Genomic DNA, 19,666 nt, shown 5'->3' on the forward strand with positions numbered 1-19,666 from the left:
ATAATCTTGAAATAAAAATATAATTTAATAAAATTATGCTTGAAAAATACTGTATACCCTGTTATAATTATAAAAAATATCTTGAAAGGTCAAAAGATGGATAAAAATTTAATAATACCAAATCATATAGCAATTATTATGGATGGAAATGGCAGATGGGCTAAGGAACGTGGAAAAATTCGGTTAGAAGGGCATAGAGCTGGAGCAGCTAGCCTTGAAAAAATTTTAAGATATGCTGGAGAAATTGGAGTGAAATATTTGACTGTTTACGCTTTTTCAACTGAGAACTGGAAGCGTCCTCAAAAGGAAGTAAATGGTCTTATGGATTTATTTGGAAAATATTTGGATAAAGAGAAAAAAAATCTGAAAAAGCAAGGTGTAAAGTTAGTTGTGACAGGGGAAAAGGAAAATATTTCTCCAAAACTTCTAAAAAAAATTGAAGATACACAAAAATTTTTGGAGGATTGTGAAAAAATAACTTTTAATATTGCTTTTAATTATGGCGGAAGAAGGGAAATTGTAAGTGCGGTAAATAAAATTTTGAGTGAAAATGAAACAAAAAAAATTGAAAAAATTACAGAAGAAGAGTTTTCAAAATATATGTACCGACCAGAAATCCCAGATCCAGAGCTTGTAATCAGAACGAGTGGAGAATTTAGGATAAGCAATTTTTTGCTTTGGGAAATTGCCTATTCGGAGTTTTACATAACAGATGTTTTCTGGCCTGATTTTGGTGAAAATGAATTAGATAAAGCGATTTTATCCTTTAATAAAAGGGATAGAAGATACGGAGGGCTGAATGTTAAGTAGATTATTTATTATTTTGTTGTTTGTACCTTTCCTTTTATGGATATTTTTAAAAGGAAATCTGATGTTTTTGGTGTTTACTCTTGTAATAATTGGAATATCGCTTTTTGAATTTTACAAAATGCTAAAGGACAAGGGATTTGAAGTGGCAAGCAGGATTGGAATGGGACTTGGGCTGTTTTTACCTGTTGCGATATATTTTCAGGAAAATTCAAAAAATATTTTTTCATATTTTAAATTTGAACTTTTTAAGCAAATTAACTTTGATATGGGAGGATTTATCGTATTTGCAATAATTCTTCTGTCTTTAAGGCAAGTTTTTAAAGTAAAAATTCACAATGCAATGGCAGAAATTTCCTACACTTTATTTGGAATAATTTATGTTTCGTATTTATTCTCACATATTTTACTAATAAAATATGAATTTCCAAATGGAAAAATTTTAGTTGTAATGACATTTATGCTAATTTGGGCATGTGATATTTCTGCTTATCTTGTCGGAATGGCAATCGGCGGAAAAATATTTAGACACAGACTTGCTCCAAAAATTAGTCCGAAAAAATCAATTGAAGGTGCAATTGCAGGAATTTTAGGGGTATTTTTAGTAATTTTATCTTTTGACAAAATATATTTATTCATAGCAAATTTTGTCTGCGGAATTTCATTTTTAACAAAGACCTGTTCTGTAAATTACGATTATGTTGCCATTGGAGGATTAAAAGCCTTTATCCTTGCACTTGCAATAGGAATCTTTGCCGAACTGGGAGATTTGGTGGAATCTAAGATAAAAAGAGAATTGGAAGTTAAGGATTCTGGGAATTTACTTTTAGGACATGGTGGATTTTTGGACAGATTTGACAGTGCGTTATTTGTATTGCCGATTGTTTATTATTTTATGAAATATGTTGCATATTTATAAAAATAAAATTAGTAAAAATTGAGAAATAATAGATTTGTTAAAAAAATTAAAAAAATATAGAAATTAAAGAAAATTAAGAAATAAGGAGAAAAAATAAAAAAATGACAGAATTAGAAATTAAACAAGAAGTAGAAAGACAATTTAATATTTTAAGTCGCGGGTGCGATGAAATAATTAATGAAAATGAATTTAAGAAAAAGTTGGAGAAATCAATTTCGACTAATACTCCATTAAGAGTAAAATTGGGGATTGATCCAACTGGGTCTGATTTGCACTTGGGACATGCGGTACCTTTGAGAAAATTAAAACAGTTTCAAGATTTGGGGCACGATGTGTTTTTCTTGATTGGAACTTTCACTGGAAGAATTGGAGATCCAACTGGAAAATCTGAAACTAGAAAAATGTTGTCAGAAGAACAAGTTATGGAAAATATTAAAACATATTTGGATCAAGTAAAATTAATTTTGGATTTAGATAAAATTAATGTTGTTTACAATGCTGACTGGCTGGAAAAATTATCGTTATCAGATGCGTTGAATTTGTTGTCACAATTTACAGTTTCACAAATGATTTCGAGAGAAGATTTTTCAAAAAGATTATCTGAAAATAAACCAGTTTCATTGATTGAGTTTATGTATCCAATTTTACAAGGATATGATTCAGTAGAATTACATGCAGATGTGGAATTAGGTGCAACTGAACAAAAATTTAATTTGTTAAGAGGAAGAGATTTACAGAAAAACTTTGGTCAAGAGCAGCAAATTTGTATGATAATGCCGATTTTGGTTGGACTCGATGGAGTAGAAAAAATGTCTAAATCATTAGGAAATTACATTGGTGTAAAAGATACGCCAAACGATATGTTTGGAAAAGTTATGTCAATTTCAGATGAATTGATGGAAAATTATTATACAATGATAACTGATGTCCCTTTTGAGAGAATTGAAGAAATTAAGGCACAAATCGCAGATGGAAGTTTACATCCAATGGAAGCTAAAAAACAATTGGGAGCTGAAGTTGTAAAAATTTACTACGGTGAAGAAGCGGCTAAAGAAGCGAGAGATTGGTTTGAAAATGTATTCAGTAAGAGAAACTTAAATGTTGACTTGCCAGAAGTTGAGTTGGAATATAAAGAAGTTGGAATTATTGATTTACTGGTAAAAGAAACAGGGTTGATGAAAACAACAAGTGAAGCTAGAAGATTAATTCAGCAAGGTGGATTCAAAATAAATGACGAGCCAATAAAAGATGTGAAAGCCATGGTTGTTCCTGAAAGTGGAATGATTGTGAGAGCTGGGAAGAAAAAAATTGTTAAAGTGAAATAAGAGAGTGTCTAGAATTTTGTGTAGACTCAAAATTTTTTGAATATTGATATTTTCTTTTACATTAATGCTTATTTTTAGACAAAATCTTATTATTGTAGAGTTTTCAATATTATTATTTACTTTTTCAATTTTACTGATAATTACTAGAAAATATGGGAAAATAAAGTTTTAAAATACATTTTTAGGGAAATCAAATAAAACTTCTAAATATAATAAAACTGCCTCAACATTCTGAAGCAGTTTTTTTATTTCACAAATTAATTATTTATTAGTCTATTTATTTTCAATAATTACTGTTTTTGGATCGACTTTATTCCCATAAACAGGCTCAAGAGTTGCTTTATACGCTTTTTCAAAGAATCCTTCCTTAGTAAGAGCATCTATTTCAGTATTTAGCCAGTCTAACAGTCCTTTGTTCCCTTTTCTTACAGCTGGAGCAATGTAGTCCTGTTCTCCTAACTGTTTAATATCCACAACAAATCCTGGATTTTCTGTTGCCCATGCGAATACTAGAGTATTATCGTGTGCAAGTGCAGCTCCTCTTTTATCTAATAATGCGTTAAATGTTTCTGTATTTTGGTCATACTTCAACAATTCTATATCTGGATAATTTTTAGTAAAGTAAATTTCTGCTGTTGTTCCTTTGTTAACTATTAATTTTTTACCTTTCAGCTCTTTAACATCTTTTATTGGAGCACCTTCTGGTGAAACAATCCCTAGCGACACTTTCATATAAGGTTTTGCAAAATCAACTTTTTGTTTTCTTTCATCTGTTACTGTAAAGTTTGCCAAAGTGATGTCAACTTTATTTGATAACAAATACTCCACTCTATTTGCAGCTTCCATTGTAACAAACTCTATTTTGTTTTCATCACCTAACAAATCTTTTGCCAGTCTTTTCGCCAAATAAATATCGTACCCTTGATTTTTTCCATTTTCATCAACAAACCCAAATGGCGGCTTATCTCCAAATACTCCTATTCTTATTTTTCCTGCTTTTTTTATTGCCTCAATTGATCCTGGTTCAGGACTTCCCTTTCCACCTTTTCCACAGCTTATTGCAAATACTCCTAAAACTAAGATTGCAATAATTTTTACAAGCCTCTCAAAATTCTTTTTCATAATTACCTCCAAGTTTATTTATATTTTTTGTTTTTTACAAACACAATTCATATCAATTAAATCAACAAAGCTGATTCCATCTTATCTTTCTTTTCAAAATTAAATATATTTAAGAATTTCTTAGCCCTTTCAGTTTTTGGATTTCTAAAAAATTCCAGCGGATAATTTGTTTCAACGATTTCTCCAGAATCCATAAATACTATTCTATCCGCAACTGCTTTAGCAAATTCCATTTCATGAGTAACGATTATCATTGTCATTCCTTCCTTTGCCAGTTCCAGCATTACATCCAGCACTTCTCTTACCATTTCAGGATCAAGTGCCGCTGTAACTTCATCAAACAGCATTATTTCTGGATTCATACATAGTGATCTTATAATTGCTATTCTTTGTTTTTGTCCTCCTGACAGTTCTCTTGGATATGAGTTCTTTTTCTCCAGAAGCCCTACTCTTTCGAGCAGTTTTTCTGCTTGCTCCGTAACTTCCTTTTTATCCCTCTTCTGTACTTTAAGCGGTCCTAACAGAAGATTTTGCATAACTGTCATGTGATCAAATAATTCGTAACTTTGAAACACCATTCCTATTCTCTGGCGTATTAAATGCCATTTTGTCTTATCTTTATTGATAACATTTCCTTGTAATTTTATTTCTCCAGACTGAATTTCTTCAAGTCCGTTTATACATCTTAAAAGTGTACTTTTCCCACATCCAGAGGGCCCCAGTATTACTACAACCTCACTTTTATTTACTGAAAGTGAAACTCCTTTTAGTGCGGGTACGCCTTTTTTATATTCTTTTTTTATATCAGAAAGTTCCAATAAAACTTCCGAATCTGCCATTTTGCTTACCTCCGTTTCCTTTATTTTTTAAACAGCCCATTTTTTCTCCATTTTCTTTGATAATAATGTAATTGGATAACAAATTATGAAATATAGAAAAAATATGAACAGATACACCCAGAATGGTGCCATCGGATTTTTCCTGCTTGAAAATTCTATAATTTGCCGTCCTATTTTTAAAACTTCTGCAACTTCTATAAAAATCGCAAGTGAAGTTGTCTTAATCATTCTTGTTATAAGGTTTACCGCTGCAGGTGCAATTCTTCTTACTGCCTGTGGAAGCAGCACATATCTATAAACCTGACTTGTATCAAGTCCCAAAGCCTTTGCACTTTCCCCTTGAATTTTCGGAAGAGAAATAATTGCTCCCCTCACAATATCCATCATTTCAGCCGTTCCCCATATCACAAATACTATTATTGTCGTAGTTTCTGAATCAATATGCAAATCAAAGCCTTTTGCAACTCCAAAATAAATTATGAACAGCCACACAAGCAAGGGAATGATTCTCATACTTTCCAGATAAAACTTCAATATTCCATAAATAATCTTATTTTTTGAAGTCATAACTATTCCTAGAATTAATCCAAACAATATTGAAAATACTATGGAAACAAGAGCAATTTGTCCTGTTACAACAAGTCCACCCATAAGCCTTTGCAAATTGACTCCTTTAAAAATAACATCAATTCCCGACAGTTGCATATCTTATTCTCCTTTCAATTACTGTTAAAATAAACGAAACTGGTAAAATAATAATCAAATATGCTGCAACAAGCATAAACAGACTTTCATTCGTCTTATAATAAAGCCCTATCAAATCCCGTGTCAAGTACATCAGTTCCATTAAAGCCAAAATCCCTATTACTGAAGTTTCTTTCAAAAGAAATATTATATTTGCCGCTATCGCTGGAAACGAAACCGTAAATGCCTGTGGCAATATTACGTTAGTTATAAGCTGTGATTCTGTAAGTCCAATGCTTAACCCAGATTCCCGCTGCCCTTTTGTAACCGACTCCAATCCGCTCCGAAATGCCTCACACATGTAACTTCCGCCTAGGAAAGATAATCCAATCACAGCACAGATATACGAATTAAATGTAATCCCAATTTTTGGAAGCCCAAAATACAGAAAAAAAAGCTGTATTACAAGTGGCGTATTTCTCGAAAGCTCAATATAAATGCTCACAATCTGCCTAGCAGCTGGAACTCTATAATAAAGCACCAATGCACAAACTATTCCAATCAATATTGAAAATACAATTCCAAAAATTCCTATAATCACAGTCAATTTCATTGCTTCTAAATATTTAGGAATATTTTCTATTATAAAATTAAAGTCCATTTTTGTTTTTCCTTTCTAAGAATATTATTGTATATTTCACTTTTTATCTCTTATATTTGTATGTAAAAATATTATACTATAAAAAATTTTATTTGTAAAGAATTATTTTTGTATATACATATGATTTTAAAATATGAAAAGTGTGATTTTTTAACTTTTTTGAAATTTTTAAAAAAATAAAGAGAAAATGGGAAATAAATTAATATATTTCCCATCTTTTTATTCAAATATTTTTATCTGTTTAATTTTTCTAAATAAATTTTCCAAAAAGAATTTTATAATACTTATCTAAACCTGTATTCAAAGACATTATCCTCTTTTAAAATTACTGAATATACTACAAAAAATATGAATTTAATTTTCTTATAAACTCAAAATATGTCTTGTATAATTTTTAGCATTTTCCAAAAGTTCTTCATCACTTATATTTTCAGTATCAAACAAAAGATAGCGAGAAGTCAAATTTGCCTTGATATATTCAATAGTTGCTTCAAAAGGTGCTAGAATTTCATCCATCGAAAATTTTACAGAGCCAGTTTTTGAATAGTCATTTTCAAATTCTCCAATAGAAATTGCAACTCCTATATTTTTACGATTCAACTTATATTCATTTCCATAGGCCCAGTTATAGGAAAGCACGTCATCAAGCCATTTTTTTAATAAAGGAGTGTATGTGTACCAATAAAGCGGAAATTGAATAATTATATTATCATGGGGTAATAACAATTCGTGCTCTCTTTCAATGTTAATATCTCAATTTGGATAATTTTTGTAAAGTTCATTTACTGTAATTTTGTCAGGATATTTTTCCAATTCTTCTTTCCATCTTTTGTTAATTCTTGAATTTTCCATATCTGGATGGGCTAAAATAATTAAAGTTTTCATAATCAATTTTTTCCTTTCATTTTTATTTTAGAAATTTTATTTTTTTTCAGAAAACATAAAATCAAATTCTTCATAATATAAATCTTTTGTTTTTCCGTCTACTATCTGTTCATCAATTCTTTTTAAGGAAATTTTATAATTAATTTTTTCTGCTGTCCCAATATATTCTAAATCTTTTTGAGAAACTTCGTATCCTTCATCTTTCTTATCCTGTAATTTTAAAGTTTTTAATTTGGATACGATTTGCTTAATTGCATCTTCATAATTTATTTTGGCAAGTTCCATTCCATCTTTACTTTTTATTGTAATTATTTTATTTCTAATTGTAATTTTATATTTTTCAGATTCATTTTCTTGATCTATTGGTTCTGTATTGTCAATCTTTCTGTAAGATATAAAGTTATCGTAACCTGTTGTATCGGATATGAGTTCAGCATTTTCACTGTTTTTTACTATATATGCGACAATTACCTTTTCATCGTAATTTTCTCCATTCTCATCTTCATTTCTAACTATGTAATAATCTTTCCAAGCTTCCTTCACATCCAGTGCTTTTTCCAAATCTTCAAGATTTGAATAAACTTCCCCTTTTTCATTTTTGAAATTTAATTTCTGAATGTCGCTGTTGCTAGAAATATATTGAATTGTTGTATGAATGTGGCTTCCTTGTCGATTAGTCAGTTTCTGCGTTATTTTAGAAATTTTTCCATCTTTTAATGCTCCATATTTTACAAGCATTCTTTTTAATCTTTCTTTTTGACTGAAATTACTTACACTTTTGGCACTAAATGGAGTATAGACTGCGATTACTACACAGGCGATTAAACTTATGAAAATTCCTGTAATATTCATTTTTCTGATGAATAAAATCATGCAGAAAAGTAGCCAGAATATTAAGATTAGTACATAGTACCGTTTTTCTGTAATTCCGTATTGATAAATTCGTTGGAAAAGTGCAAATAGTGAAGTAAATATTAAAGGTATTGAAAAATATGGAAAATATTTTTTGAAATTTTCCAAAAATTTATCTTTTTGTGTAAATGGTGTTATTAAAATCATAATGATAACACTAAATGCTGTGTACCAAAGCACAAGATGAGAAATTAATCCTTTTGGTAATCGCATAGAAATAACAGTTTTAGCTATATAAATATATAAAACACCCGTGTAAATAGCAATTAACGGAATAATTACAAACTTAATCAATAAATTGAAAATAGATGGGAACATATAATTTTCCAAATCGTCATCAGTTTTTTTTAATAAAGACAGAAATAGTGATGCTCCAAATACTTCAGCTATAAACCAGAAAGAATACGTAGTTAATCTGAAAAAGAAGTCATTGTTAGAACTAAAAAAGAGATAACTTACGGTTGCTAAAACTATTGCAATTCCAACAAAGAGAACAGCTGCAAAGATATATGTTATAATAAAATCTGAAAATTCAGATTGCAGATATTTTTCCTTATTTTCTTTGTTTAAAATAGGAATTAATACAAATAGAATAATGGAAATAGGAATCAATGCCCAAAATTTAAAATTATTATAATCATTAGTTTGCAAATAATCTACATAAAAAATAATTGATAAAACAAGCGTTATAAATGAATAGATTCCTCTAATCAGCCATTTATTTTTTTCATAAAAATACTTTTCCCGAATTATTTCGCACATCCCTGTAATAAAAATGCTGCCAAACAAAAGAAAATTAATTTCAATAAATTCATCAGACTGAAAATTTCTAACTTCGGCTATGTATATTCCTGTAATGAAATGTACAAAAGCTAAAATAATTGTTATTGGAAATCTCTCGAATCCACTTTTGAAATGTGAAAGCAGTTTTTTTAGGTTTTCTTTAATTTTTTTCATAGTAATCACCTCTTAAATATATTTCAATTTTTTCTCCAAAAGTTGAATAAGTAGAGAAAATTATTTATTTCACAATGATAATAACATATTTTCATTAGAAAAAAATGATAAAATTATTTTAATTGCTTGTTTCTACCTCTAAAAATTTTAATTTTTTTATCTATCAAATGACAAATCAATATGATATAATTTATCATAAAATATAAGTTTCATTTGATGAAATGGCGACATTAATCAATAAGACTTAGACTAATATTAGCTAAATAAATCAGTTGTTACAAATGCAGAGTAAAAGCTCATGTCCGTTTTTTATATATATTAAAAATGTATGACAAAATGAAATAATAAATAAAAAAAATTAAAAGAGACTATATCCTATAAAATTAATTTATAAGTTAGTCTCTTATTTTAAAATATTTATTTATTATCTAAATATATATATATATATATAATTTTCAAGGAAATTTATTAATTATAAATTTTTTACAACAAGTTTATTCCATTTTCACGGCAAACCTTTTTAATATCTTCAGTCCAGAATGAAGCTTGAACTTCTCCAATGTGTGCTTTCTGTAAAAAGAACATGCAAATTCTTGATTGTCCGATTCCTCCACCGATTGTTAGCGGTAATTCTCCATTTAAAAGTTGTTTGTGGAAATCTAATTCTTTTCTTTCTTCCAAATTCAATTCTTTTAATTGTCTCTCTAGTGCGTCTTTGTCAACACGGATTCCCATTGAAGACAATTCCAATGAATGATTTAATGCAGGATCCCATAAAATCAAATCTCCGTTTAGTTCCCAGTCATCATAGTCTGGGGCACGACCATCGTGTCTTTGTCCAGAAGCTAAAACTTTTCCAATTTGCGTAACGAAAATTGCTCCTCTACTTTTTGCAAATTCGTTTTCTCTTTCTTCTGGAGTTAAATTTGGATATAAATTTTCTAATTCTTGTGAAGTTATAAAAGTAACTTCATTTGGTAAACTGATTTTTACTTTTTCAAATCTAGCACTAAGTTCTTTTTCTGTATTTAAAAAGACTTTGTATATTTTTCTAACAGTTTCTTTTAGAAAATCAAAATTTCTATCTTCTTTTGTGATAACTTTTTCCCAATCCCATTGGTCAACATAGATTGAGTGTGTGTTGTCCATATCTTCATCTCTTCTGATTGCGTTCATATCTGTGTAAATTCCTTGTCCTACTGGCACACCATATCTTTTTAGTGCCATTCTTTTCCATTTTGCAAGTGAATGTACAATTTCTAACGTTTCGTCAGGAACTTCTTTTGTTTCAAATGCAACTGGTCTTTCCACGCCATTTAGATTGTCATTTAACCCCGAAGACTTTTTTACGAATAACGGTGCTGATATTCTTGTTAAATTTAATGCACTTGAAAGTTCTTTTTCAAAAAAATCTTTTACGAACTTAATTGCAATTTCTGTTTCCATTATCCCGTATTTTGGGTCATAACCTTCTGGTATAAAAATACTTGACATAATTTTTCTCCTTCTTTTCTCAAATCTTATTTTTTCTACCCGTTTATGTTAGCAAAATTCTAAATTTTTGTCAAATTTTTTTATTTATCATAAATTGCAATATTTAGATGCAACATTTTTTTAGATTTCCTAAAATTTAATTTCATGTAAAAATTTTTTAAATAGTGTTGCGTAGTTCAAACATTTTCTAGGTTAGGTCTTGAATTTATTAGTATTAAGGTTCTTAATTCTCTTATAAATAGTAGCTTTATCTTTTTTTAAGAATCTTATCAACTTTCTTTTATTTTGTAATTTTCTTCTAGCGGAACCTCCGATTTATTTTTCTATTTAAATAAAGTTTTTAGTATCAAATATTGTAGTTATAAAAAAAATTGCTTTACAAAATATTTGAATGAGAGTATAATATTTGTACAGCTAAAAGATATTAGTTAATTTGAAATATAGAGGAGATGATTGAAATGGCTGGAATAGTAAAAAATCAAGGTGGATTAGCTTTTAGTGGGACTAATTATAAAGTGGTGAAGGAAGTTTTAGATTCAGGAGAAAAAATCCCTTTGCATAATCATGAAGGAGAAGATGTTGTAATTTCGGTTTTAAAGGGGAAATTGGAAATATATTTAAATGACGATGAAACACATACTTTAGTGCCTGGCGACATCATTGGTTTTGATGGAAAGAATCTTGTTAAAGGTACTGCATTGGAGTATACAGAATTTAATGAAACACTTATAAAAAAATAATCTTTACAAATTAAAAAAATTATAGTATAATATTTTTATATACAAATAAAGAGATTGAAAAGGTTAATTAAGTATACTATTAATAAAAAACTATAACTTAATATGATAATATACATGAATTTGTAGAGTTTATTTTAAAATTAACTGGAAATAATTTTATATGTAAGCTCATTTCAAAGCAAAAAAAATCGAAAAATGAGATTGCATCCTAGAAAGCCGGATAATCTTATTCGGCTTTTTTCTTTAATAAGATAAATTTTTTGTTTTAATACTATTTCCTGTTTCAAAGAGTAGGGATCAAAAAATTTATGAAATTAAAGTCATTTTTAATAGGATTATGCTATTATACAACCTATGTAACTATTAAAATAATCCTTTAATTAAATTTATTGTTAAGTATTCATCTTAAAGACTTTTATAATTTTATTTATAGATATTATGATTAATAATAGTTTTTTCTATTTCTATATGTTTGAGCATTAGCGAGTTTCGCTTTTGTTTCAAAAAAATGCTTAGACAAGCCAAGGTCACAATAAAAATCCCTTATTTATATGAATACTTAAGAATTAAATTTGATTTTTTAAAAAGTTATCAAATTAATTATTATAGAATTTTACTTCTATTTTTTAAATGGGATATTAGTATAAATTAATAGTAAACAAAAAATATAAAAATTTTAGGAGGAAAATCATGAAAAATATTTTAAAATTAACAGGAATTTTATTGATAGGACTATTTCTTATCAGCTGTGGAGGGAAACAGGAAAATGGTAAAAGTGGGAGTAGTGAAGGAAAACAAAAAGTGAAAGTTGGAACAGAAGGAGTTTATGCACCATTTACGTTTACTGATGGAAGTGGGAAATTAACTGGATATGATGTGGAAGTTGTTGAAGAAATTGGGAAAAGAGCAAATTTAGATATAGAGTTTGTGCCTACACCTTGGGATAGTATGTTTTTAGGACTGGAATCGAAAAAATTTGACTTTATTGCAAATGAAATTGCTAAAAATCCTGAAAGAGAGAAAAAATATACTTTTTCTGATGATTATTTAGTATCAGCCGCTCAAATTATCGTTAAAAAAGGAAGAACTGATATTAAGACACTTGAGGATTTAAAAGGTAAAAGGGTTATGACAGGAGTAGGAAGCAATTATAACAAGACTTTGACTGATTTTGACAAAAATAAGGAAATAAATTATGCTTATTTTGATGGAAATGTTTCAATTGCACTTGAAGAAATTGCACAAGGAAAAGCAGACGCTACTTTAAATGACAGATTGACAGTAGGATATTTCACAAAACAAAGAGGAAATCTTGTAGAAATCGTAGGAGAGCCTGTAACAAAAACACCTGTATACTTCACATTTAGAAAAGATAGCGAAGAATTGAAAAATAAAGTAAATAAAGCACTAGCTGAAATGAAAGCTGACGGAACGCTTGCCAAAATATCAGAAAAGTGGTTTGGTGGAGATTATACAAAATAATTTATAAACAGGAGAAAAGTAATGAATAATAATGTACCTTTTTTAAACTGGGGATTTATGGTAAGAGCTATTCCAGAAATACTGAAAGCATTGCCAATGACTCTGAATATTGCGATTGTTACGATGATATTTTCGCTGATACTCAGTTTTTTTATCGCACTTGTGAGAATAAATAAAATTCCTGTGCTGACAAGGCTTGCTACAATTTATGTGTCCTTTATAAGAGGGACACCTCTTTTAGTTCAGATTTACCTTGCCTATTATGGATTGCCTAAAATATTAGATTATATACATTTAAAGTATGGATTTAATATAGATGTGAATAATATTCCTGCGATTATATTTGTTTATGTGGCATTTATTTTAAATGTATCAGGTTATCTGTCGGAAACATTTAGGGCGGCAATTCAGTCGGTGGATAAAGGGCAAGTTGAAGCTGCATTGTCTATTGGAATGACAAAATGGCAGGCAATGAGAAGAATTGTGCTTCCACAGGCGATTATAATAACTTTTCCTAATTTTGGAAATACTTTTATAAGTCTGATAAAGGATTCCTCGCTCGCTTTTACAGTTTCAATTGTGGAAATGATGGGAAAAGCAAAAATAATATCAGCTTCGGGGCTGGATATTTTTGAGGCATATATTGTTGTTGCTGGAATTTACTGGGTTGTTTGTATAATTGTGGAAAAAGTCATGGGAATTGTGGAAAAGAAATTGAGAGTAGGTGGACTGTAGAATGATAAAGGTTGAAAATCTAAAATTGTCTTTTGGAAAAAACGAAGTTTTGAAAGGAATAAACTTTAAAATAGAAAGAGGACAGGTAATAAGCATCATAGGACCGAGTGGATCTGGAAAATCAACATTTTTACGAAGCCTTAATTTTCTTGAAACAGCTTCATCAGGAACAATAACTTTTGGAAACGAAACTTTTGACTTGAGCAAAATAAATAAAAAAGATATAAACAGACTTAGAAAAAATACGACAATGGTTTTTCAGAATTATAATTTATTCAAAAATAAAACTGCTTTGGAAAATGTAATTGAAGGTCTTTTAATTGTAAAAAAAATGAATAGGAATGAAGCAACAGAAATTGGATTAAAAATGCTTGAAAAAGTGGGATTAAAAGATAAAGCCGAATTTTATCCAAATCAGCTTTCTGGAGGACAGCAGCAAAGGGTAGGAATCGCAAGGGCGGTTGCAATGAGTCCAGAGGTAATTTTACTTGATGAGCCAACTTCGGCACTTGATCCTGAACTTATCGGAGAAGTTCTGAAAGTTATAAAAGATATGGTAAAAGAAAATATGACAATGATAATTGTTACCCATGAAATGCAGTTTGCAAGAGAAGTATCTGATTATATAGTATTTATGGATAGCGGAACAATTATAGAAGAAGGAAAGCCTGAAGAAATTTTTGTTAATTCTCAAAATAAGAGGTTACAAAATTTTTTGAAAAGATATTCTGAGAGTGAAACGGATATTTATTCAATATAACTAGAAAAAATAAAAAAAGCCTCTAAATAAAATATTTTGGGGTTTTTATTTTTTTATATTATAAATTGCAATTCTCTTTCTGCAATTTGTTCTGGCGACCATATTTTATAAAGCTTGGACTCTATTAAATACTTTAATTCAGAAGTAATTTTGTAAGTTTCTGCCTTTTTTACAGACTTTATTATTGGCATTTATCTGAGCTTTTTTAGTACAATATTCACCTTTAAGTCTCTTAATTTCCCGATAAATAGTAGCCCTGACTTTTTTTAAAAATCTCAGCAACTCTCTTTTATTTTGTAATTTTTTTTCTAGCAGAACCTCTGGTTTATTTTTCGCATTTATGGTAAAATATTTACAACTCATGATATATTTCCTTTTGTTAATGTTTTTGTGGTTACTAACATTTTAACACGAAATTATCATGAGTTTTATTTTATTTTGAATTTGTTTCATTTTATTATACAGTCTATCTTATAAAGTGAAGAAATCTGCATTATTAGCCTTTCGACTCCAGCACTCATCTCAATTTTTCCAGTTTTTATAGAATTTTCAATTTCCCAGGAGCGATATACCAATTTTTTTAAACTTTCTAAACTATAATTTTTCTCTAATTCCAATTTTTTGAAAATAGCATACGAATTTGGAATTCTGTTATTTATTTTAAATGCTTCTTTTACTTTTTCAAACTGAATTTTAAAAGTGTTATAATTAGAGCTAAATTGTTTACCTTCTTTTTTTAAAATTTTTATTTTATATAAAACTTCCAATTCGTTATACAGTGAATAAAGCACTCCCATATATTCCTTAGTTTGCTCCAAATATTTCATAACTTCATTTATTCTATTTGATAAAATTTCTTTAGTTATTTCGTAAATTTTATACTCTTTTTCTATAGAAATAATATTCTTTAGTTTTTTTAAATCAAACTTTTCTCCATCTAAAAAAATTTTTATTTTTTCAATTTCATTTTTTACTTTAAAAGGATTTGTTCCAATCATTTCCAAAAGTGAACTAGCATTTTTTTTATTTATTTTCAGCTCAAGCATAACATAATTTTGTATTTCAATATCTTCGTCTTTTAAAAACAAAAAATTTTTAATTTTTTTATCTTTTTCAAGTTTATCAAGAACTTTTTTTAGCTCGGCATTCAATTTTCCATCTTCTTTTTCATAGTCAATAATAATTTGCTTATTTATTATATCCAAATTAGCGATGTTTTTCAAAAATGTTTCAAATTTTTTTATTTTTTGCGCTCTTTTTAACACGACAAGTTCCTGCGAAGAAAAGATAGAATTTGTCATAAGTTTTTCCAAAAAATTTTCATCTTCCTTAAGTTCTGCATCAAAAAAGCTCTCAGAGATATTAGGATTTTTTTCTCTCAATTTATTTAAAATTTCAAAATATTTAAATTCTCTAAATTTTGTCCCACCAATAAAATAAATCATTTTACCTCTTTTCAAAATTTTTATTATTTTTTTTAATTTTATTTATTTAATTTTATTTTTCTTTCTTTCTTTCTTTATTTTAATATTCTAACTTTATGTTCTAAAATTATATCACAATAATTATTATTTAGCGACATTAACTTTTTAGTTTGAAGTATTTTTTTACTTGTGATAAAATAAAAAAAATAATATAAAATAAAAACTAGATTATAGATATTAAAAAAATAAAGTTTTTGAAAGGAAAAGCGATGTATTTAAAGGCATTGGAGATAAACGGCTTTAAGTCGTTTGCAAATAAAACGGTAATTGAGTTTGACAGCGGAATAACTTCAATTGTGGGACCGAATGGGAGTGGAAAAAGTAATATTCTGGATGCAATTCTGTGGGTTTTGGGAGAGCAGAGTTATAAAAATATTAGGGCGAAAGAGAGTTCAGATGTGATTTTTTCTGGAGGAAAAAATAAAAAGGCAAAAAATCAAGCAGAAGTTAGTCTTTATATCAACAACGATGATAAATATTTAGACATTGATTTTACAGATGTGAAAATCACTCGGAAAATTTTTAAAAGTGGGGAAAATCAATATTTTTTGAATAACGAAAGAATTCGGCTAAAAGATATTCACAACTTGTTTTTGGATACAGGAATTGGAAAACAGGCTTATTCTGTGATTGGTCAAGGACGAGTTGAGCGGATAATTGGGTCTTCGCCAAAAGAGCTTAGAGAAATAATTGAGGAAGCGGCTGGAGTTAAAAAGGCTAAGAATGAGAAGGAAGAAGCTACGAAAAAACTTGAAAATGTCAAAAATGAAATTGAGAAAATTGACTATGTGGAAAAAAGTTTGTCAAAAAGAGTGGAAGAACTTAAAATTGAACAAAAAAAGGCAAGGCTTTACAAAAAAATTTCTGATAAAATGGACACTCAAAAATTTATGATTTTGGAATATGGAATTAATGAAAAAAAATTTTTGCGTGATGAGTTTGAAGAAAAAAATAGTGAAATTTTGGAAAAATTGGAAAAACTTGAAAAAAATTTGTCTGAGAAGCGAGAAGAATCGGAAAAAATTGGCAAAAAAAATGATGAAGCTAAAAAAATCTTGTTTTACAAAAAAACAGAGAAATAGTAATTTTGGCGAAATTGAAAAACTTAAAGATGAGTATTCTAAGATTTTGAATAAAAGTTCTAATTTGGAAATTGAGGCTTTGGAAAAAGAGAAAAGAAAAAAGATTTGGAAATTGAAATTTCTTCTAAAGAAAAAATTTTAAATGATTCAAAAAATGAATTAGAAATTTTGGAAAGACAATTTTTTGAAAAAGAAAAAGAAAAAAAGAAATTTATAAAAAAGTTTTGGAAATAAAAAATAGAAGTGAAAAAATCGAAAAAGAGTTGAAAGAGAGAACTCGAAAAAATTCTAATTTAGAGATTGACAAAATAAAAATTGCTGGAGAAAATGAAGATTTGGAAAAAAGGATTTTTTTGTCTAAAAACGAGAAAAAAGAAATTTTTCACAAATGGAAAAATTAAAAGAGAATTTTGAAAAATTTATTCAAGAAAAAGAAAAATTTGAATTTCAAAAGGAAAAAAAAGAAAAGGAAAAAGTGCAAAGTGAAAAGGAAATTTCTCGCTTAACAAGTGAAATTGACAATTTGCGAGAAAAACATTCGGAAAATGTGAAAAATAAAAATAAAATGAATTTTGAGCTTCAAAATTTGAAAATTAAAAAGAATGCGATTTCTAGTGCGATTGAAAACAATGAAACTTTTAACAAAAGCATTAAATACATATTAGACAAAAAAATAAATGGAGTTGTAGGAGCTTTTGTAAATTTGATTGAAATTCCCTTTGGCTTTGAAGCGGCAATTCAAACTTTGTCAGGCGGAATGTTTCAAGATATTGTCACACAAAATACTGAAGTTGCACGAAATTGCATTGAACTTTTGAAAAAAGAAAAAATGGGAAGAGCTTCATTTTTGCCGATGAACGATATAAAAGTTTTTAAAAGTTTGAATTTTCTTCCCAAAATTGAGAAAAATTTTTCAAAAAAATTGTCTGGCGAATTTAGTGAAAGTGAGAAAAAAAGCATTGTTTCAAATACGAAAGGTCAAAATGGAATAATTGATTTTGCAAGAAATATTGTGAAATTTGATAAAAACTTGGAAAAAGTTGTTCAGTTTGTTTATGGAAATTCTGTTGTTGTACAAAATTTGGAAATTGGAATTGAACTTTTAAAAAAAGGTTTTAGTGACAGAATTGTGACGCTTAACGGCGATATTATCACTTCTCGTGGAAGAATGACTGGAGGATTTTCACAGAGAAGAGATGAGCTTCTTTTTCAAAAAAAAGAATTGAAAAAATTAGAAGAAAAAATTTTGGAAAAAGAAAAAAAGTTTTTTGAGTTTAATGAAAAAGTTGAAAAAATTTTTGAAAAAGCTGAAAAAATTGACAGAAGGAAAAAGGAGTTGCAAAATAATTTTAGAGAATTTCAAAATGAATATAGTGAGTTCGTAAAAAGTTACGATAATTTTAACGGAAATTTTTCACGGGAAAAAAGGTCGATTGACACTTTGGAATATGAAATTTCTCAAATTGACGATTTTATTTCGGAAAAAGAAAAAAAACTTTTGCAAAATCTTGAGTTAATAAAAAAAATTGACGAATATATTAAAGAAAATAATTTAAAATTGGAAAAACTTAAAATTGAGAGTTCTAAAATTGAAAATACTGAAAAATTTTTTCAAAAATTAAATATTGTTGATAAAGATTATGAAATTTTGAAAGTGAAAAAAGAGGGCAATAAAAAAAGATATGATGAAATTTACAGCGACTACAAAAAAAATTTGAGGGAAATTGAAAATATTGTACAATTTGAAAATGAAAAAGAAATTTTACAGAAAAAATTAAATTCTGAAATTTTTTCTAAAGAAAATGAAATTTCTAAATATGAAAATGAAAATAAAAATATTTTGTCCGAAATTAAAAAAAATGAAGAAGAAATTCAAAAATTTGAAAAGTTTGAGCGAGAAATTTTGGGAGAACTAAAAAATTTAGAAATTGAAATTGTTAAGTTTCAAAGCGAAAATGAAAAATTATCTGAAAAAATCAAAAAAAATGAAAAAGATTTGAATTTTGAAACTGAAAAAATTGGCGAAATTGACGAAAGCAAAGTTATGCAAGATGAAGAATATTTTGAGATAAGCAATGAAAAAGAATTTTTGGAAATAAAAAAAGAGCTTTCTAAAAATGAAAAAAGGCGGGCGGAAATTGGGGAAGTTGACTTGTCGTCAATTGAAAAATTTGAGCGTGAAAATAAAGAATATGAAAATCTTGTGAATCAAAAAAAAGATTTGGTGGAAAGCCGAAAAACACTTTTGGAATTTATTGAAGAAATTGAAAATGAGGTGCGAGTAAAATTTTTAACCGCTTACGAAGAAATTAATAAAAATTTTGAATATATGTGCGAAAATATTTTGAATGGAGCAAAGGGAAACATAAAGCTGATAAACCCTGAAGATATTTTGACAACGGGACTTGAGCTTAGCGTAAAATACAAGAATAAACCTGAGCAATCGCTTTTACTTTTGTCAGGTGGAGAAAAATCAATGTTGGCAGTTTCGTTTATTATGGCAATTTTTATGTTCAGACCGAGTCCTTTTACTTTTTTTGACGAAATTGAAGCGGCTCTTGATGAAAAAAATACGAAAAAAATTGTGGAATTGCTTCACAATTTTACTGATAAATCGCAGTTTATCTTAATCACGCACAATAAAGAAACTATGAAAGGTTCGCACAGACTTTATGGAATTACGATGAATAAAGAAATTGGGGAAACTAAAGTTGTTTCAGTTGATGTATAATATAATGTAATATTTAATATAAAAAAATGGGGAATTTTTATTCCCCA

At 28.1% G+C, this 19,666-nt stretch carries 18 protein-coding genes and 1 pseudogene; 11 read left to right on the forward strand and 8 right to left on the reverse strand.

Annotation, left to right across the window (positions count from 1 at the left end):
* Window positions 1-96: 96 nt before the first annotated feature.
* The 3 genes from uppS to tyrS all read left to right on the forward strand — a co-directional run bounded on the left by uppS (window position 97) and on the right by tyrS (window position 3,051).
* The gene (uppS, locus tag AB8B22_RS02205; protein ID WP_369711488.1) at window positions 97-810 is read left to right on the forward strand and encodes a polyprenyl diphosphate synthase; all 714 of its coding nucleotides are present in this window, start codon (window positions 97-99) and stop codon (window positions 808-810) included.
* Window positions 800-1,726, forward strand: coding sequence for a phosphatidate cytidylyltransferase (locus AB8B22_RS02210; RefSeq protein ID WP_094079134.1), 927 nt, complete (start codon window positions 800-802; stop codon window positions 1,724-1,726). The genes uppS and AB8B22_RS02210 overlap by 11 nt, the downstream gene beginning before the upstream one ends.
* A gap of 101 nt (window positions 1,727-1,827) precedes the next feature.
* Window positions 1,828-3,051, forward strand: coding sequence for a tyrosine--tRNA ligase (gene tyrS, locus AB8B22_RS02215; protein ID WP_369711489.1), 1,224 nt, complete (start codon window positions 1,828-1,830; stop codon window positions 3,049-3,051).
* A 273-nt stretch (window positions 3,052-3,324) separates the two neighbouring features.
* Here the strand turns inward: tyrS and AB8B22_RS02220 are convergent, their stop codons facing one another.
* From AB8B22_RS02220 to asnA, 7 genes and pseudogenes are all read right to left on the reverse strand, one after another.
* Window positions 3,325-4,173: a cysteine ABC transporter substrate-binding protein gene (locus tag AB8B22_RS02220; protein ID WP_369711490.1), complete on the reverse strand. Its 849-nt coding sequence runs from the start codon at window positions 4,171-4,173 to the stop codon at window positions 3,325-3,327.
* Window positions 4,174-4,229: 56 nt separating this feature from the next.
* Window positions 4,230-5,012, reverse strand: coding sequence for an amino acid ABC transporter ATP-binding protein (locus AB8B22_RS02225; RefSeq protein ID WP_369711491.1), 783 nt, complete (start codon window positions 5,010-5,012; stop codon window positions 4,230-4,232).
* A 27-nt stretch (window positions 5,013-5,039) separates the two neighbouring features.
* Window positions 5,040-5,717 (reverse strand): amino acid ABC transporter permease, encoded by a 678-nt coding sequence (locus AB8B22_RS02230; protein ID WP_146997863.1) that lies wholly within the window; start codon window positions 5,715-5,717, stop codon window positions 5,040-5,042.
* A complete protein-coding gene (locus AB8B22_RS02235; RefSeq protein WP_369711492.1) occupies window positions 5,698-6,357 on the reverse strand; it encodes an amino acid ABC transporter permease in 660 nt (219 codons plus the stop codon). Before AB8B22_RS02235 ends, AB8B22_RS02230 begins: the two co-directional genes overlap by 20 nt.
* Window positions 6,358-6,720: 363 nt before the next feature.
* Window positions 6,721-7,242 (reverse strand): annotated as a pseudogene (locus AB8B22_RS02240) (NAD(P)H-dependent oxidoreductase).
* Between the two features lie 36 nt (window positions 7,243-7,278).
* The gene (locus AB8B22_RS02245) at window positions 7,279-9,111 is read right to left on the reverse strand and encodes a DUF4153 domain-containing protein (RefSeq protein ID WP_369711493.1); all 1,833 of its coding nucleotides are present in this window, start codon (window positions 9,109-9,111) and stop codon (window positions 7,279-7,281) included.
* A gap of 483 nt (window positions 9,112-9,594) precedes the next feature.
* Complete coding sequence (gene asnA, locus AB8B22_RS02250; protein WP_369711494.1) at window positions 9,595-10,605, reverse strand: aspartate--ammonia ligase; 1,011 nt, start codon at window positions 10,603-10,605, stop codon at window positions 9,595-9,597.
* A gap of 458 nt (window positions 10,606-11,063) precedes the next feature.
* Here asnA and AB8B22_RS02255 point away from each other — a divergent pair, with 458 nt between their 5' ends.
* The 4 genes from AB8B22_RS02255 to AB8B22_RS02270 all read left to right on the forward strand — a co-directional run bounded on the left by AB8B22_RS02255 (window position 11,064) and on the right by AB8B22_RS02270 (window position 14,322).
* Window positions 11,064-11,345 (forward strand): cupin domain-containing protein, encoded by a 282-nt coding sequence (locus AB8B22_RS02255; RefSeq protein WP_094079129.1) that lies wholly within the window; start codon window positions 11,064-11,066, stop codon window positions 11,343-11,345.
* 690 nt (window positions 11,346-12,035) lie between these two features.
* Entirely contained in the window at window positions 12,036-12,827 is a 792-nt protein-coding gene (locus AB8B22_RS02260) for a transporter substrate-binding domain-containing protein (protein WP_021768596.1), read from the forward strand.
* Window positions 12,828-12,848: 21 nt separating this feature from the next.
* Window positions 12,849-13,562 carry an amino acid ABC transporter permease gene (locus AB8B22_RS02265; RefSeq protein WP_012806453.1) on the forward strand — a complete coding sequence of 238 codons (714 nt, stop codon included), beginning with the start codon at window positions 12,849-12,851 and terminating at the stop codon, window positions 13,560-13,562.
* A 1-nt stretch (window position 13,563) separates the two neighbouring features.
* Window positions 13,564-14,322 carry an amino acid ABC transporter ATP-binding protein gene (locus tag AB8B22_RS02270; RefSeq protein WP_369711495.1) on the forward strand — a complete coding sequence of 253 codons (759 nt, stop codon included), beginning with the start codon at window positions 13,564-13,566 and terminating at the stop codon, window positions 14,320-14,322.
* A 449-nt stretch (window positions 14,323-14,771) separates the two neighbouring features.
* On the opposite strand, the gene AB8B22_RS02275 is transcribed toward AB8B22_RS02270, so the two are convergent.
* Window positions 14,772-15,767, reverse strand: coding sequence for a DNA polymerase III subunit delta (locus AB8B22_RS02275; RefSeq protein ID WP_094079127.1), 996 nt, complete (start codon window positions 15,765-15,767; stop codon window positions 14,772-14,774).
* Between the two features lie 233 nt (window positions 15,768-16,000).
* Between AB8B22_RS02275 and AB8B22_RS02280 the strand changes: the two genes are divergently transcribed.
* The 4 genes from AB8B22_RS02280 to AB8B22_RS02295 all read left to right on the forward strand — a co-directional run bounded on the left by AB8B22_RS02280 (window position 16,001) and on the right by AB8B22_RS02295 (window position 19,619).
* Complete coding sequence (locus AB8B22_RS02280) at window positions 16,001-16,888, forward strand: AAA family ATPase (RefSeq protein WP_369711496.1); 888 nt, start codon at window positions 16,001-16,003, stop codon at window positions 16,886-16,888.
* A 105-nt stretch (window positions 16,889-16,993) separates the two neighbouring features.
* Window positions 16,994-17,122 (forward strand): hypothetical protein, encoded by a 129-nt coding sequence (locus AB8B22_RS02285; protein WP_369711497.1) that lies wholly within the window; start codon window positions 16,994-16,996, stop codon window positions 17,120-17,122.
* Window positions 17,113-17,289, forward strand: a complete 177-nt coding sequence (locus tag AB8B22_RS02290; protein ID WP_369711498.1) for a hypothetical protein — start codon at window positions 17,113-17,115, stop codon at window positions 17,287-17,289. The genes AB8B22_RS02285 and AB8B22_RS02290 overlap by 10 nt, the downstream gene beginning before the upstream one ends.
* Window positions 17,277-19,619: a chromosome segregation protein SMC gene (locus AB8B22_RS02295; RefSeq protein ID WP_369711499.1), complete on the forward strand. Its 2,343-nt coding sequence runs from the start codon at window positions 17,277-17,279 to the stop codon at window positions 19,617-19,619. The genes AB8B22_RS02290 and AB8B22_RS02295 overlap by 13 nt, the downstream gene beginning before the upstream one ends.
* Window positions 19,620-19,666 lie beyond the last annotated feature (47 nt).

It is taken from the genome of Leptotrichia rugosa, assembly GCF_041200005.1.
Classification (GTDB): domain Bacteria; phylum Fusobacteriota; class Fusobacteriia; order Fusobacteriales; family Leptotrichiaceae; genus Leptotrichia; species Leptotrichia rugosa.